We start from the raw sequence: 16,434 nt of genomic DNA on the forward strand, positions 1-16,434 counted from the left end.
TGGAACTAGCGTAGGATTTCTAACGCTTGTTCACCGGTCATTCCCTGTTTTATCCCTAATTCACTCGCCGCTTTAGACACTCGTATTATCGGGCGTTGTAGCATATCTTCGTGGGTTTTTACCCCAGATACAATGGCACAGGCCTCGTTGGTTTTGTTACAGGTTTCCACATCAATATAGGCACAAGCTAAGATGCCTTTACTACCTTGAACTGTTAGTAAGGGCAGTTGTAATTCAATATGCTCTCGTTTAAGTTTTCCCCAATCAAACTCGGTGGCTTGGGCGCTTGTTGTGAGGGCAAGTGCCAATGCTGTACCAATTATTTTTATCATGATTTTACTCCTAGTTTAGGTTAAGCGATTTCACTAATGATTTAAGCAGTATTAGTGCCAATTGCCGATAGTATTTAACTTTTAGAGGTTATCTTTAATCGCATCACGTTAGGAGAGAGTGTAATGGAGCGACAAAAGACAACGGCGTTAGCTAAAAAAGTTAGGTTAAAACCTGTAGTTTGAATCTGGGTTTTTATGATTCTTTACTTAAATGAAACTAAATTACTGGGTGATCAAGTACCGAACGAATGTAAATGTGCGTAAATATTTGTAAGACATGTCTTACAAATGCGTGAGAAATAGACTTCATTTAACCGACGCTTTTCTAATCCTAAAGTCTAAAAATATTGTTTTTTATAGGTTTTTTTAGCTTTTACATAGTTGATAATTAAATAAATGGAATTTTTTTTTAAAATGTATGTCGCGGGAATTTTTTCGTTAAGTATTATTAATCATGTCACAGGGATACACGACGAGTCAGGAAGACTGCAAGGATGAACGCGGGACAACCGAAGGAACGGATTACTTTTTCATAGGATGAGAAAGTTGCAAAGGATAAAGGAAAAGGGATCTTAGCCAGGAGGCTATTAGGGACAACTTCAGGATGAAGATTACCGTGAGGATAGCGGTGTAAGGGACTTAGGAGGCGCCAGGAGGCTCCATTAAGGACAGCTCAATGGAACTGAGCCCATCATGCATGGATGTATGGTGTAGTAAGGAATACGAAAAGGACGCAGCCGGGGGGCTCAAAGGAACAACTTCATGGACGAAGACTGCTGTAGATAAGGATGTACAGTGCTTTAAAGGATCAACGGAAAGGGATCGACTCATGGATAAGAGTTGCTCACGCTAGGATGCAGTGAGAAAAGAAGGAAAGGGGCGTATAGGGATTTTTATCTGGACGGTGAAAATTGCAATGGAACGCTGAGAAGGAAGCTCAAAATTTCAAAAAAGCGGTAGTGTAAACTACCGCTTTTTTTGTGCCTGCTTTATAAAAACAGTGGAGTATTCTTGGCTTTATACTCGATATGGCGGCAATTGTGTCCGCACCACGCGCTTACCAACCATCTTCAGTTCTCCGGTATACCGGTCTTCCCCGTTACCTGAAAATTCAAAAATAAAGTGGGATTGCCAGTCAGGCTTGGCGTATTTAAAGGTGATACGAGTCGATGTACGGGCTAACGTTAAGAGTTGTAATTGATGGGTATGACAATACTGAAGAATGTATTGGTTCGCCGCCTCAGAAATACTTCTAATACGCCAAAACTGAAAACCAACAAAACCTAAAAATAAAAACAAGGTAAGCTCGAGCAGTGTCATGTCTACTTCTTCTGTGTTTGGCTAAATAGATGGCCAAAGGCGCGGGCAAGGGTGTCACTGCGATCTGTAGCACGCAGCACGGCCAATACCTCGGCTCGCAGCATCGGTAATTGAACCAGATCTGAAAAAAAGCCAGCAAAGAGCTTTCCGTCCATCGACTCTGCTTCATCCAGTGCCGCAGCGTGCTCGAAAAACTGTGTCAATCGATGTTCAGTAAGCTGTGCATAGTGACGGCCTGCAATGACACTGAGCACATGGATATCAAGCTGCGATGAGTTTAATAAGGTATCTAACACCGCATGGACGATGCTATCCGGTTGCTCATTACTTAACGCCCGCAGGGCTGCTAGTGCTACCGTGGGGTCTGAAGCTAGAGTATCGGTGCAGTGCTTAGCGCAAAACTGTTTAAATACTGAGGGGATGCTGACGGTTTCTGCCGCGGCTAATAGCGTTCGTGTAAACTCTGCATGAAATAAAGGCATATTCGCCATGACTGCCTTACAAGTCGATTGGTCAGTGAGCGATTGGGCAAAATCGGCAATAGATTGCACAGAGAGTTTGCGCCAATCACTGATAGCCGGTGCATTAATATATTGCGCGACATCGTTTACCCCTTCATTAAACGGCAGTGATAAACAGGATTTGCTGACAGCGCTAAATTGCGCCATTTGAGATTGATTGGGCACGAAAGAGTAAGGATTGTCAGGCAGGGTATCTTGTTTCTCTTCACTTAAACTCTGACCGAGCGCATCAAGGATAATCTGCAAGAAATGGTTACGCGCGGCAGCAACGAGTAGGCCTCGTTCATCAATGGGAAATTTAACAAACCAAATATAGTGATTGGCTTTACTTCCTTCTGACCAAAACACAATGGCAAACCATGCGTGCTGTTGGCGCGGGCGAGGGCATGGGCGCATACCATTTTCTAGCTCAAGGAAAAACTGGGTGTCCATTGGATGAACGCCACGGCCAAGATCAAAAATTTGAAAGTTTGTTCCGCCGTGAAGTAAAAACTCACTTAAGGTATGAATAGCATGGTCAGAGGCTTGAGACATAGGGCAAAAATAATACCGTAGGTAAAAAGGCTAATGATAACGAGGCCGCGGGTAGATTACTACCACAAAGACGGCCATGGTATACTGACCTTTTTTTAAGGTATGGTCATGGCGCTAGAGTTAGACAGTACCTCTGGGCTGTCTGGTACAGACAAACCAGAGCACACTATCCATATTCTGTATCAGGATGAACATGTGGTGGCCATGGATAAGCCGCCAGGGTTATTGGTACATCGAAGCCCCATCGATAAGCGTGAAACCCAGTTTGCGGTTCAGCAATTGCGAGATAAAGTGGGGCGGCATGTGTATCCGGTTCATCGCCTTGATAGACCGACTTCTGGTGTGTTGCTGTTTGCCTTCGACGGACAGACGGCCAGTGCACTGGGTCAGGCAATGATGAATAAACAGATAGCAAAGCGTTATGTTGCTTTGGTGCGCGGCTGGATGTTCGGTTCAGGGTTTATTGACTACGCATTGTCTTTTAAACGTGACAAGTATGCCGATGCCCATCGTGGCGAAAATATTCCCCCACAATCTGCGCAAACTGAATATGAAACCTTGCAGCGATTTTTACTACCGGAACCGGTGGGCCGTTATGCTGAAGCCCGTTATTCTTTAGTTGCATTACAACCTTTTACCGGGCGAAAACATCAATTAAGGCGTCACCTTGTGCATTTGCGCCATCCGATAATCGGCGATACCACCCATGGTGACGGCAAGCAAAATAAATTTGCTCGTGAATACTTTGATTTTGGTCATTTAGCCCTCACATGTACCCATATGCATTTTATTCACCCTGTAACCAATAAGCGTATTTCGGTTAGTACCACACCTCATGGTGGGTTTAGTCGTATGTTAGCAACCCTTGAAGCGTACCGGTGTGATACCTTAACTTTAAAAAATTGATAAGAGAGCAATATGACAGCGTTAACTATTCTGGCGGGCAGTGTGTATGGGAATGCCCAACATGCTGCCGATACGGTAGCTTCAGCATTAGGTGAAGACGGTATTGATTGTACCGTTTTAAGTGATCCTCAGGTATCGGATGTTGAAGAGGCCGAAGCCTTGTTGGTGATTACTTCCACAACGGGGCAGGGGGATATTCCACCGAATCTTGAATTGGTTTTTGCAGAATTACGAGAGCAATTTCCGTTACTCAATCGTAAGCCCTTTGCTGTGGCAGCACTCGGCGATAGTAGCTACGGTGACACCTACTGTGGGGCGGGGGTGCAATGGCATGAACTGCTAACAGAGCTTCAGGGCAAGCCTGTTGCTGACGTGTGTAAAGTGGACGCCATGGAAAGCTTAGAGCCAGAAAAAGATGTCACTGCTTTTGTGACAAGTGTGAAAGACGAACTTATTAGCTAATAATAAAAAAGGCGCTACGAGCGCCTTTTTCGTTACCAATTCGGATAAAAATAACGGTAAGGGTTTATTCTACGCTACGTAGTAGCGCGTTAATGCCTACTTTAGCGCGGGTTTTAGCGTCAACCTTTTTCACAATGATGGCAGCATAAAGATTATATTTACCGTCTTTGCTAGGTAAGGTACCGGAAACCACCACCGAGCCCGCTGGAACGCGACCGTAGTGTATCTCACCGGTTTCTCGATCATAAATACGGGTGCTTTGTGAAATATACACACCCATAGAAATAACCGCGCCTTCTTCAACGATCACTCCTTCAACAATTTCAGAGCGTGCGCCAATAAAGCAGTTATCTTCGATGATTGTAGGGTTTGCCTGTAGTGGTTCCAATACGCCACCAATACCGACGCCGCCGGATAAATGCACATTTTTACCGATTTGTGCACAAGAGCCTACTGTTGCCCAAGTGTCAACCATGGTGCCTTCATCCACAAAAGCACCAATATTTACGTAGGATGGCATGACGACCACATTTTTACCCACATACGATCCAGTACGAACCGCTGCTGGTGGAACGATACGAACGCCTTCAGACGCAAATTGCTCGGCTGTGTAGTCACTATATTTTAATGGAACTTTGTCAAAATACTTTGTTTCAGCGCCATCGATAATATCGTTATTATGCAAACGGAAATATAACAGTACCGCCTTTTTTAACCATTGATGAACAACCCATTCCCCGGCAATTTTTTCTGCAACCCGAGCTTCGCCGCGGTTTAACAATGCAATGGCATCACTCACTGCTTTTCTGACCGCATCCGGTGCAGAGGATGGCGACAGATCGTCACGGTTTTCAAAGGCGTCTTCAATAATGGCTTTCAGTTCGTTCATGATATGTTGATGTCTTCAAGTTGATCGAGTTTAAACAGTACGCGTTTTTTCAGCGCAACCTGTTGCTCTTGGGTTAATGCTTTGCCAGCGTCGTTGCTGACAATGAAAATATCTTCAGCCCGTTCTCCGATGGTAGCGATTTTCGCGAGTTTCAACACCACCTGAGCGTCTACAAATGCATGACCGACTTTAGCCAGAATTCCCGGCGCATCAAGGGCTTCAAGCTCAAGCAGGGTGCTTTCATCGTTTAAAGTATAAAAGCGCACTTTTGTCGGCACGTTAAGCTGCCTCATTTGGCGAGGTAGCTTGCGCTTATTATCGTGAGAGCGGCCGGGCTTGGCAAGCTGATCGATAATAGCTTTTTCGAGACTACGGGTACGGTTGTCCGAGTTGAGTCGAGTGCCATCGTTTTCGAGTACCAAAATACTGTCGAATACATAGCCATCTCGAGTGACGGTGACATGGGCGTCGTGAATAGAGCAATTGCGACTATCGATAACCGACGCTACCTGGGCAAAAAGCGCTTTTCTGTCCCTACCGTAAATAAGAATTTCTGTGCCGCCTTTGGCGCTGTTGTCGTTGGCTTTTACGATGAGGGAATCGGGTGCGCTGGCAAGTATGGTTTTGGTACCCGCTAGGATCTCTTGGGTATGCCAAGCAATCTGCGGGGGTTTGAAGCGTACAAAGTAATCATCTTCCATGCGCCCCCAAAGATCCTGTATAGCCGAGTCATCAAAACCATGGGCGTCAAGAATGATACGGGCAGTATGCTTGTGTTCTTTTACGCGCTCATTGAGGGTGACCTGACATTGTAAGCCGTTGTCTAAGGCTTTCTGGGTCATTAAGTAAAGCTCTCTTAACAGTGAGGCTTTCCAGTCATTCCATAGGTTATCGTTAGTGGCGCGAATGTCAGCTAAGGTCAGCACGTACAAAAGATTTAAGTGTGTATGGCTGCGTACTGCAGTGGCGAATTCGTTAATTACATCAGGATCATAGATGTCCCGGCGTTGGGCCACCACAGACATCATTAAGTGATTTTCCACTAACCACGCAATTAAGTCGGCATCTTTTTTGTCCAAGTTGTGCATCGCACAGAAATTAGCCACATCTTCAGCGCCAAGTTGAGAGTGATCACCACCTCGGCCTTTGGCAATATCGTGGAACACCGCGGCAATATAAATGAGCTCAGGTTTATCGAGGTTTTTTACTATTCTGCCGCATCGGGGGAATTCTATATTTTCCGGTTGGAAAAACTGATTCACGTTTTTCACCACCCGATGGGTGTGCTCATCTACCGTGTAAGCATGGAAAAGATCAAATTGCATCATGCCAACAATTTTGTCCCACTCTGGTAGGTAGCGCTCTAAAATACCGTATTGATGCATGATATCCCATGCAAAATCGAAAAAGTTAGGGTGGCGAAAGAGCGCCATCAACCGTGTACGGCAGGCTTCACGTTCCACATAATAGGTATCTTCAAAACGTTGGCGGGCGTTGCGTAGTTGTCGTATTGTATCTGTATCTAGCCCTTCTATGGTCGGGTTGTCGGCGACAATATGCAAGAAATCTAAAATCGCTTCAGGGGTAGGGAACACCTGTTGATGCAAGGGCGATATCATGCCATCTAGCAAGCAAAAATCATCGTCTATAGGGGTTTCGTTTTTGATGCTCTGGTTTAACATGTCGTACTTAAACCGTTGCAAGAGCATGCGATTTAATTCGGTAACTCGACTGATAATACGGAAAAAATCACGCATCATTTTTTCTACAGATGACTTTCCGTCTCGTCCATACCCTAGGCGTTCTGCTACGTCAGGCTGATAGTCAAACAGCAGGCGATTTTCGCTACGGCCGGCCTCTAAATGCAGTGCAAAACGCATTCGCCATAACTTCATGCGACAAGCGACTAATTCACTGTGCTCTTCTTCCGCAAAGTAGCCATGACCGACTAAATTCCAGCCGTCGTATTCTTTAAAGTGTTTTTTCGCTACCCAGCCAATGGATTGGATGTCTCTAAGACCGCCGGGATTTTCTTTGATATTTGGTTCAAGGTTATAAGCTGTGCCATTGAATTTGGCATGACGGGCTTTTTGCTCGTCGTATTTGGCTTGAAAAAAGGCCTTAGAAGAGAGGGCTTTTTTACCGTTTAATTGTTCCCACAGCTTATCAAATACATCGCCATCGCCGGTGAGTAGCCGACTTTCCACTAGGTTAGTGGCAATGGTGATATCTTCTTTTGCTAATTGCAGTGTTTCTTTAATGGTGCGAACTGACTGACCCACATCCAGTTTAATATCCCACAGCAAGGTGATGAACTGACTAATTTTTTCTTGCGCACTAGCGTCTAGTTTTTTGTGACTAACAATCAGAAGGTCAATATCTGAGTGGGGTTGCAAATGACCGCGACCATATCCGCCTACTGCACACAGAGCTAAACCTGGGACGGTATCTAAGCCCATTAATTGCCAAATGTGTGAAAGCAATGCATCTATAAAGTGGGCTCGCCCGGTGACCAATTGGTTAACTGGGGTAGTATTAAAAGCGCTTTCCAACCATTCGTAACTGTCTGAAATACAGGATTTGATACCTGCAATGTCTTCAGCCGAGGTAATGGTTTCAGCTTGGTCAATCAGTCTTTGTAAGCTCAAAATATGCCTTTTTTACTGCGGAAAGGAAATTCTGAGGCACAATAACACGAAAAGTGTGTTAGTCGCATTATTCAAACGTAATAGTTATGAGCAAAAAGATGAATAATTAGTCGAAAAAGTTATATAGATGAAGGGGAAAAGACCCACGGCTGGGTCTTTTCTCTGAATTGGGACGTTAGCGGTGGCTTATGACTCGAGGTAGGTCTTCTTCCTCGCGCAATGTGAGCACTTCCACGCCATCTTCGGTTACCAGCAAGGTGTGTTCCCACTGGGCACTTAAACTGCGGTCTTTGGTTACCACCGTCCATTGGTCTGGCAGTACTTTTGAATAGCGTTTACCTGCATTAACCATGGGCTCAATGGTAAAGCACATGCCCGGGACTAGTTCTTCCCCCGTTCCGGCTTTGCCATAATGCACAATTTGTGGTTCTTCATGGAAACCTGCGCCAATGCCGTGACCGCAATATTCTCTTACGATGGAATAATTATGCGATTCAGCGTGGGTTTGGCAAAGATGGCCTATGTCGCCAAGACGCATGCCGGGTTTCACTTCTTTTATTGCTTTATAAAGGCATTCTTGGGTCACTCTTACTAAACGCTCAGCAAGAATGGAAGGCTTACCCACAATGAACATCTTAGAGGTATCACCGTGATACCCGTCTTTAATCACGGTCACATCGATATTGATGATATCGCCATCTTTGAGCTTTTTGTCTGATGGAATGCCGTGGCAAATACAATGATTTACTGATGTGCAGACGGACTTAGGAAAAGGCGGGTGCCCGTAATTAAGTGGTGCAGGTATCGCCTTTTGCTCGTTAACGATATAATCGTGACACAAGGTGTTCAGTTCGTCAGTGGTCACCCCTTTTTTCACATGAGGCGTGATCATGGTTAATACATCGGCAGCCAGTTTGCCGGCTACCCGCATTTTTTCAATTTCTTCAGCGGTTTTAATAATTGCGCCCACTGTACCCTCAATCGTCTAAACAAAAAAAATGTATATAGCTTACTTAACAAACCACAAGATTATGTCTTTGCGCCATGTCTGCTATATACCTCTGTTTTATTATGGTAACCCTTGGGAGTCGCGGTGTATAGTCGCAGGACAATATACCCCTAAAACTTGAGTAAATCTTGTAGCTATGGTATAAAGCGCCCGCGTTTTGTCACGGGAAGGTAATTTACCTTTTTCGTGCCTGTTAAAAACGTAAATTCATTATTGTAAATAACACACATATACCGACACTTGTCATCGGGGTGTCCTACGGGATCGATGCAAGGGGTATATGGAGGCCTAACCCCAAGAGGAAAATTAAAATGGCAAACGTATCAATGCGTGACATGCTGAAAGCCGGCGTGCATTTCGGTCACCAAACTCGCTACTGGAACCCAAAGATGAAGCCTTTCATCTTCGGTGCTCGTAATAAAGTTCATATCATCAACTTGGAAAAAACCGTTCCTTTGTTCAACGAAGCGATGAACTACCTATCTGGTGTTGCTTCTAAGAAAGGTAAAATCCTGTTTGTTGGTACTAAACGTGCAGCGGGCGAAGCGGTAAAAGACGCAGCGGTAAAATGTGATCAGTTTTACGTAAACAAGCGTTGGTTAGGCGGAATGCTGACAAACTGGAAAACAGTACGTCAGTCAATCAAACGTCTTAAAGATCTTGAGCAAAAAGCCCAAGACGGCACGTTTGAAAAGCTAACTAAAAAAGAAGCGCTGATGTTACAACGTGAAATGACTAAGCTTGAAAGCAGCTTAGGTGGTATCAAAAACATGGGCGGTTTACCGGACGTGATTTTTGTTATCGATGCAGATCACGAGCACATTGCAGTTACAGAAGCACGTAATCTTGGTATCCCTGTAGTAGGCGTTGTCGATACAAACTCTAACCCTGACGGTGTTGATTTCATCATCCCAGGTAACGATGATGCTATCCGCGCTATCCAGTTGTATCTTGATGCAGCAGCTGATGCAGTAAACAACGGTCGCGAAAGCAACCTGGAAGTTCAGGCTGAAGACGACTTCGTAGAAGCCGCAGAGTAATCTGACCTGTTCGATGACAGTGGTGGTGTCGTTAACATACCACTGTCATCAATACTGACGAATATCGAAGAGGGGCGCACCGCCCCTTTTACCTTTTAAACGTTTAATGCTGAGGAATTGAAAAATGGCAGTGACTGCAGCACTTGTAAAAGAACTGCGTGAGCGTACCGGCGCAGGTATGATGGATTGTAAAAAAGCGCTGGTTGAGACCGATGGTGACATCGAACTGGCCATCGAAAACATGCGTAAGTCTGGCCAGGCTAAAGCCGCTAAAAAAGCCGGCCGTATCGCCGCTGAAGGTGTTATCTTAACGAAAGTTCAAGGTAACCGCGCAACCATGATGGAAGTTAACTGTGAAACTGACTTCGTTGCACGAGACGAAGGTTTCTTAGGCTTTGGTAACCAAATCCTAGCCGTAGCTCATGACAACAACATCAACGATATCGATGCGCTAAACGAGACAGAGATCGACGGTGTTAAAATTAGCACTGTACGTGAAAACCTGGTTGCTAAAATCGGTGAAAACATCTCTCCTCGCCGTGTTATCAACGTTGAAGGCGACAACTTGGGCGCGTATGTCCACGGTGGTCGAATTGGCGTAGTTGCTATCTTAACCGGTGGTGACGAAGAGTTGGCAAAAGATGTAGCAATGCACGTTGCAGCAGCAAGCCCTCAATACGTTAAGCCTGACGATGTGCCAGCTAACGTAGTTGAAAAAGAAAAAGAAATTCAAGTAGAGTTGGCCATCCAATCTGGCAAACCTGCTGAAATTGCTGAGAAAATGGTTGCAGGCCGTATGAAGAAATTCACCGGTGAAATCAGCCTAACAGGTCAACCTTTCGTTAAAGACCCGTCCATTTCTGTGGGTGAGTTGTTAAAAAGTAAAGGTGCCGATGTCGTTAACTTTATCCGCTTTGAAGTGGGTGAAGGTATCGAGAAAAAATCTGAAGATTTCGCAGCTGAAGTTGCTGCGCAAATGGAAGCGGCGAAGAAATAATTCTGCGTTTTGCTTTTTCATTCGGCCAATGTCGGATACACTACAGAGCACCTCTTCGGAGGTGCTTTTTTATATACATGGTATACTTTTTGCCACTTTTACAATATCGCTTGTAACGAGTCGGTTTGCTTCATTTTTTGTTACTAATAACGAGATATGAAACAAGCCGAATTCATAAGGACAATTCAAACAATGAGTATCACACCCAAATCAGCCTATCGTCGTATTTTATTAAAACTCAGTGGTGAAGCCCTGATGGGCGCTGAAGGGTTCGGTATCGACCCGAAAGTCCTGGATCGCATGGCGCAGGAAATCAAAGAGCTGGTTGAATTAGGTGTACAAGTAGGGTTAGTGATTGGCGGCGGAAACCTTTTCCGTGGTGAAGGGTTAGCCCGTGCTGGTATGAACCGTGTGGTCGGTGATCACATGGGAATGTTGGCAACGGTGATGAACGGCCTTGCCATGCGCGATGCACTGCACCGTGCTTATGTTAATGCCCGCCTAATGTCTGCCATTCCGTTAAATGGTGTCTGCGACGCTTATAACTGGGCGGAAGCCATCAGTTTGCTAAAATCCGGCCGCGTTGTTATTTTTTCTGCGGGTACGGGTAATCCTTTCTTTACTACTGACTCCGCCGCATGCCTACGTGGCATAGAAATTGAAGCTGACGCTGTACTTAAAGCAACGAAAGTTGACGGTGTTTACAGTGATGACCCAGTGAAAAACCCAGACGCTACACTTTATCCTCAGCTTTCCTATCAGGAAGTGCTTGAGAAAGAACTTAAGGTGATGGACTTATCTGCATTTACGTTAGCCCGTGACCACAGCCTACCCATTCGCGTTTTCAATATGAACAAACCTGGTTGTCTAAAACGCGTGGTATTAGGCGAGCCTGAAGGCACGCTTATCGACCATCCAGAAAATTTTAAGTAAGTAATAGGAATCTATTGTGATTGATGAAATTGAATTAGATGCGCGTGAGCGTATGGAAAAGAGCATCAGTGCACTGAAAAGTCAGCTTAGTAAAATCCGCACAGGACGGGCTCATCCGAGTCTGCTTGATGGCATTATGGTGCCTTACTATGGCGTGGACACGCCCCTCAAGCAGGTAGCGAATGTGGTGGCGGAAGACAGCCGTACGCTAGCTCTAACGGTTTTCGATAAAAGCGCTATTCAGGCGGTAGAAAAAGCAATCATGCAGTCGGACCTCGGCCTCAACCCTATGAGTGCTGGCGCGTCTATTCGCATTCCCTTACCGCCACTAACGGAAGAGCGTCGTAAAGATCTCATTCGTGTCGTTAGAAATGAAGCAGAAGGTGGACGGGTCGCAATCCGGAATATCCGTCGCGATGCTAATAGCGATGTAAAAGAACTGCTTAAAGAAAAAGAAATCAGTGAAGATGAAAGTCGGGCGGCGGAAGAAAATATTCAAACGTTGACTAACGACTTCATAAAAAAAGTGGATGTCATGCTGGCAGACAAAGAAAAAGAACTGATGGAAGTTTAAGTAGATACTATGTTAGGAAAGCGGTCTAGCGCAGCGCCCGCAAAGACTGACGGCCCCGTGGATATTCCGGGGCCGCAGCACGTTGCTATTATTATGGATGGCAACGGTCGATGGGCACAGAAAAAAGGCAAAATCAGAACGTTTGGTCACAAGGCAGGGGTTGAATCTGTCCGTGCCGTGGTGCGATTTGCCAGAAAAAACAGTATTCAATCGCTAACTTTATTTGCTTTTTCCAGCGAAAATTGGAAACGGCCTGAAGAAGAAGTGTCAGTGTTGATGGAATTGTTTAATCTGGTATTAAACAATGAAGCTAAGCGTCTACACAAAAATGGTGTGCGGTTAAAAGTTATCGGCGATGTGTCTGCCTTTGACGACAAATTAAAAGAAAAAATCCGCAAAGCGGAAACGATGACCAGCGAAAATACAGACTTAGTATTAAATATTGCTGCAAATTACGGCGGTCGCTGGGACATTGTAAATGCAGCCCAGCAACTCATGGAAGATGTCTCGACAGGTAAGCTTGCTATTAGTGATATTAATGAAACCACGTTTGATGAGCGAATCTCCACGGCAGGTTTGCCAGAACTGGATTTGCTCATTCGTACCGGTGGCGAGCACCGCATTAGCAATTTCTTGCTATGGCAAAGTGCCTATGCCGAGCTGTATTTCACCGATGTACTCTGGCCGGATTTCTCAGAAAGCGTCTTTCAGGATGCTGTTGATGATTATAAACAGCGCCAGCGAAGGTTTGGCCTTACAGGTGAACAAGTCAGCGTTTAGTTAGCCCAAACGTGTATTGCATGCTAACCGACGCTGCCAAAGGAGCACAACGCCCACTATGCTAAAACAACGAATAATAACAGCATTAATTCTGGCGCCATTAGCGCTAATAGCCATTTTATTTCTTCCCGTGTGGTGGTTCGAAATCGCAGTTGCCGGGGTTATTGGGCTCGGTGCATATGAATGGGCCAATATGTCTGGCGTGCCAGCACGTCCATTAAAAGCCGCTTTTGCATTACTGGTTTTTGCTATCTGTTTTTTATTGTCCACCATTGTGGATACGCAAACCATTTGGTTCCAGGGCAAATTACATGGGCTCTATCACTTCATCCTTGCGGTGTCGGTGGTGTGGTGGTTAGCGTCATTATTCATGATCATAGCCTATCCTCGATACTCGGCATTTTGGCGTAATAATAACCTCATCCGAATGGGATTCGGTTTACTTACTTTAATACCGACATGGGTCGCGGTCATCAGTTTACGCACCAGCTTGTATGATGTAGATCCACTGTACGGTGCATCTCTTATCTTCTACGTATTGGGCATTGTGTGGGCGGCAGATATTGGCGCATTTTTTGTGGGGGTCAAATTTGGTCGTCACAAACTGCGTCCCAATGTATCACCGGGGAAAACCTTAGAAGGGCTACTCGGTGGCGTCGGGGCTTCCTTTGCGATTATCGCTTTTGCCGCGCTGCATTACCAAGTGGCGGCATCTCGCATTTGGTTACACTTACTGATTGGCGGCATTACTGTGGCCGTATCGGCCTTAGGTGATCTAAATGAAAGTATGTTAAAACGCTGCGCCGGCATTAAAGATAGCGGAAAACTACTCCCTGGTCATGGTGGTATTCTTGACCGTATTGATAGTCTAACCGCGGCCTTTCCTATTTTTGCTTTTTGCTATGTAACGTGGATGGCATGATGCAAACAGTTACCGTACTTGGTGCAACCGGTTCCATCGGTTGCAGTACATTAGATGTTATTCAACGTCATCCTGATAAATATCGTGTATTTGCTATCTCCGGTTATCAGCAACTCGATAAGCTGATGAAGCAGGCCAAGCAATGCGCTGCCAGATACGTGGTGCTCGCTGATGAGCGCCAGTACGACGACGCTGTGCAAAAGGCCGCTCAATATCAAGTCGAATCAGAAATTCTTTGTGGCCAAAAAGCCTTGGAAGAGGTGGCTAGCGCACCAGAAGTGACTACCGTAATGGCAGCCATTGTTGGAGCGGCCGGTTTACTGCCTACCCTGGCCGCAGTGCGCGCCGGAAAAAGAGTGTTGTTAGCAAACAAAGAAGCCTTAGTCATGTCTGGGGCCCTGTTTATTGAGGCGGCGAATCAATCTGGTGCACAGATTTTACCCATAGACAGCGAGCACAATGCTATCTTTCAGTGTTTGCCCGATAATTTTCAATACGGTGATCTACCCGCATCGGGTATTCAGCAAATTTTACTTACAGGTTCCGGTGGCCCCTTTAGAACCCGCGATTTAGCGACCTTTGACGCGATTACAGTGGAGCAAGCCTGTGCGCATCCAAACTGGTCTATGGGGCGTAAAATTACCGTAGATTCAGCCACTATGATGAATAAGGGCTTGGAGTTTATTGAAGCCTGTTGGTTGTTCGGGGCCTCGGTCGATGATATTACCGTTGTGCTTCATCCTCAAAGCGTTATCCATTCAATGGTACAATACAACGATGGATCGGTGATTGCGCAGATGGGAAACCCTGACATGCGTACGCCTATAGCCCATGGATTGTCTTGGCCTGCACGTATTGATGCCGGAGTAGAACAGCTGGATTTCGCGAAAATACAGGCACTTACTTTCGATACTCCTTGCTACACTCGCTACCCAAACCTTAAATTGGCCATTGATGCCTGTGCCAGCGGTCAGGCCGCGACTACACGATTAAACGCGGCCAACGAAGTGGCCGTGGCGAGCTTTCTTGAGGGCAAGATTTCCTTTACCCAGATTGCTCAGGTAAACGAAGAAACACTTAATGCGATGGAACCTATGGACGTTTCGTCACTCCAACAAATTCTAGAAGAGGACCGCCGAGCAAGAGACATTGCTCATGGTTTAGTAAGAGGTTTAATATAGTGTTGTCTTTTTTATGGAGCCTAGGGGCTTTTATTGTTGCCTTGGGGATCCTAGTGGCAGTACACGAATGGGGCCATTTTATTGTGGCTCGTTTGTGTGGTGTTCACGTAGAACGTTTTTCAATTGGTTTTGGCAAACCATTTTGGCGTCGTACCGATAAGAAAGGAACGGAGTTTGCCATTGCTGCCATTCCCCTTGGTGGCTATGTGCGAATGCTCGATGAACGCATTGATGATGTCCCTGAATACCGTCGCCATTTAGCGTTCAACAATAAACCTGTTTTACAACGAATGGCCATTATAGCGGCCGGCCCGGGTGTAAATTTTGTGTTTGCCGTGCTTGCTTTGTATATCATGTTCCTTATTGGACAAAGTACAGTGAAGCCGGTGATAGGGAGTGTGGCTCCCACAAGCATTGCCCAACAAGCACAAATATCAGCGGGTGATGAAATTACCAATGTTGGCGGGCACGACACACCAGATTGGGAGTCGGTGAATTTAGAATTGATCTCTGCCATTGGAAGTCAGCGGGTCGAGTTAACCGTCAATGATAGCCAAGGACGTGAAGTTGCCCGCACACTGAATATTAAAGACTGGAACTTTGACCCCGAAAAACAGTCTGCATTAAACAGCTTGGGAATTACGCCTTTTCGACCGGCCGTGACATTGGATGTGGCTTATGTTGCTAAAGATAGTCCGGCAGGACAAGCAGGGATCCAAGTAGGGGATACCTTAGTTGCATTAAATAATGAACCCATCGAAGATTGGATGTCGTTGGTAGAAAAAATTAAGTCTATGCCGGGGGAGTCTGTTCAAATTACCGTAAAACGGAATGGACAGGAGCAGGTGATTAATGCCACTATCGCTCGCCGAGACACCCCGCAAGGACAAAATGGTTTTCTTGGTGTAAGCCCTTTAGCTGAGCCCTGGCCCGATGGTTATGTATTTACCCATCAATACGGCCCAGTTGATGCGCTTTTTAAGGCAGCCGATAAAACATGGCGATTAACCGCCGTTAGCGTGGAAATGTTAGGAAAGTTGGTTACCGGTGATGTGTCACTGAATAACCTTAGCGGACCAATTTCTATCGCGCAGGGAGCAGGCACCAGTGCAGGATATGGATTAGCCTACTTTTTAAGTTTTCTAGCGTTGATCAGTGTCAGTTTAGGCATTATCAACCTGTTGCCAATACCCATGTTAGATGGCGGACACTTATTGTTTTACGCCATCGAGTGGTTAACCGGCAAGCCTGTCCCCGAGGCGATTCAGGAATGGGGATTTAAAATTGGTGGGGCACTGCTTTTCATGATGATGAGTATTGCCATTTTTAATGACATAAGTCGCATCACCTAGCTATGTGTGTCGACAGTTTTAATTAGAACAGCAA

16 protein-coding genes are annotated in these 16,434 nt (G+C 45.6%); 10 read left to right on the forward strand and 6 right to left on the reverse strand.

The genetic code is table 11. The features are described from left to right. Nucleotides 1-5 precede the first annotated feature (5 nt). The 3 genes from KO501_RS06440 to KO501_RS06450 all read right to left on the reverse strand — a co-directional run bounded on the left by KO501_RS06440 (nt 6) and on the right by KO501_RS06450 (nt 2,707). Nucleotides 6-332, reverse strand: coding sequence for a DUF1805 domain-containing protein (locus KO501_RS06440; protein ID WP_216028814.1), 327 nt, complete (start codon nt 330-332; stop codon nt 6-8). A 1,017-nt stretch (nt 333-1,349) separates the two neighbouring features. Further along, nucleotides 1,350-1,652, reverse strand: coding sequence for a DUF3301 domain-containing protein (locus KO501_RS06445; RefSeq protein ID WP_216028815.1), 303 nt, complete (start codon nt 1,650-1,652; stop codon nt 1,350-1,352). A gap of 2 nt (nt 1,653-1,654) precedes the next feature. Then, nucleotides 1,655-2,707 carry a DUF3549 family protein gene (locus KO501_RS06450; protein WP_216028816.1) on the reverse strand — a complete coding sequence of 351 codons (1,053 nt, stop codon included), beginning with the start codon at nt 2,705-2,707 and terminating at the stop codon, nt 1,655-1,657. A gap of 108 nt (nt 2,708-2,815) precedes the next feature. Between KO501_RS06450 and KO501_RS06455 the strand changes: the two genes are divergently transcribed. Continuing rightward, on the forward strand, nt 2,816-3,613 hold the full coding sequence (locus KO501_RS06455) for a pseudouridine synthase (RefSeq protein ID WP_252728190.1): 798 nt from the start codon (nt 2,816-2,818) through the stop codon (nt 3,611-3,613). Between the two features lie 12 nt (nt 3,614-3,625). Next, nucleotides 3,626-4,075, forward strand: a complete 450-nt coding sequence (locus KO501_RS06460) for a flavodoxin domain-containing protein (RefSeq protein WP_216028818.1) — start codon at nt 3,626-3,628, stop codon at nt 4,073-4,075. A 64-nt stretch (nt 4,076-4,139) separates the two neighbouring features. Here KO501_RS06460 and dapD read toward each other — a convergent pair whose 3' ends face one another. From dapD to map, 3 genes are all read right to left on the reverse strand, one after another. Continuing rightward, nucleotides 4,140-4,964 (reverse strand): 2,3,4,5-tetrahydropyridine-2,6-dicarboxylate N-succinyltransferase, encoded by an 825-nt coding sequence (gene dapD / locus KO501_RS06465; RefSeq protein WP_216028819.1) that lies wholly within the window; start codon nt 4,962-4,964, stop codon nt 4,140-4,142. After that, a complete protein-coding gene (gene glnD, locus KO501_RS06470) occupies nt 4,961-7,612 on the reverse strand; it encodes a [protein-PII] uridylyltransferase (protein ID WP_216028820.1) in 2,652 nt (883 codons plus the stop codon). The genes dapD and glnD overlap by 4 nt, the downstream gene beginning before the upstream one ends. A gap of 175 nt (nt 7,613-7,787) precedes the next feature. Continuing rightward, on the reverse strand, nt 7,788-8,582 hold the full coding sequence (gene map, locus KO501_RS06475) for a type I methionyl aminopeptidase (protein WP_216028821.1): 795 nt from the start codon (nt 8,580-8,582) through the stop codon (nt 7,788-7,790). A gap of 350 nt (nt 8,583-8,932) precedes the next feature. On the opposite strand from map, the gene rpsB reads away from it, so the two are divergent. From rpsB to rseP, 8 genes are all read left to right on the forward strand, one after another. Beyond that, entirely contained in the window at nt 8,933-9,661 is a 729-nt protein-coding gene (rpsB, locus tag KO501_RS06480; RefSeq protein WP_216028822.1) for a 30S ribosomal protein S2, read from the forward strand. 124 nt (nt 9,662-9,785) lie between these two features. Beyond that, the gene (gene tsf, locus KO501_RS06485) at nt 9,786-10,658 is read left to right on the forward strand and encodes a translation elongation factor Ts (RefSeq protein ID WP_216028823.1); all 873 of its coding nucleotides are present in this window, start codon (nt 9,786-9,788) and stop codon (nt 10,656-10,658) included. A 192-nt stretch (nt 10,659-10,850) separates the two neighbouring features. Continuing rightward, the gene (gene pyrH, locus KO501_RS06490; RefSeq protein ID WP_216028824.1) at nt 10,851-11,591 is read left to right on the forward strand and encodes a UMP kinase; all 741 of its coding nucleotides are present in this window, start codon (nt 10,851-10,853) and stop codon (nt 11,589-11,591) included. A 16-nt stretch (nt 11,592-11,607) separates the two neighbouring features. Continuing rightward, a complete protein-coding gene (gene frr, locus KO501_RS06495; protein WP_216028825.1) occupies nt 11,608-12,165 on the forward strand; it encodes a ribosome recycling factor in 558 nt (185 codons plus the stop codon). 9 nt (nt 12,166-12,174) lie between these two features. Continuing rightward, nucleotides 12,175-12,945 (forward strand): polyprenyl diphosphate synthase, encoded by a 771-nt coding sequence (gene uppS / locus KO501_RS06500; protein WP_216028826.1) that lies wholly within the window; start codon nt 12,175-12,177, stop codon nt 12,943-12,945. A 58-nt stretch (nt 12,946-13,003) separates the two neighbouring features. Continuing rightward, nucleotides 13,004-13,867, forward strand: a complete 864-nt coding sequence (locus KO501_RS06505; protein WP_216028827.1) for a phosphatidate cytidylyltransferase — start codon at nt 13,004-13,006, stop codon at nt 13,865-13,867. Then, the gene (gene ispC / locus KO501_RS06510; RefSeq protein ID WP_216029062.1) at nt 13,867-15,048 is read left to right on the forward strand and encodes a 1-deoxy-D-xylulose-5-phosphate reductoisomerase; all 1,182 of its coding nucleotides are present in this window, start codon (nt 13,867-13,869) and stop codon (nt 15,046-15,048) included. The genes KO501_RS06505 and ispC overlap by 1 nt, the downstream gene beginning before the upstream one ends. Next, nucleotides 15,048-16,400 (forward strand): sigma E protease regulator RseP, encoded by a 1,353-nt coding sequence (gene rseP / locus KO501_RS06515; protein WP_216028828.1) that lies wholly within the window; start codon nt 15,048-15,050, stop codon nt 16,398-16,400. Before ispC ends, rseP begins: the two co-directional genes overlap by 1 nt. The last annotated feature ends 34 nt before the right edge of the window (nt 16,401-16,434 follow it).

Source organism: Alteromonas sp. C1M14, assembly GCF_018860965.1.
Taxonomy (GTDB): Bacteria; Pseudomonadota; Gammaproteobacteria; order Enterobacterales; family Alteromonadaceae; genus Alteromonas.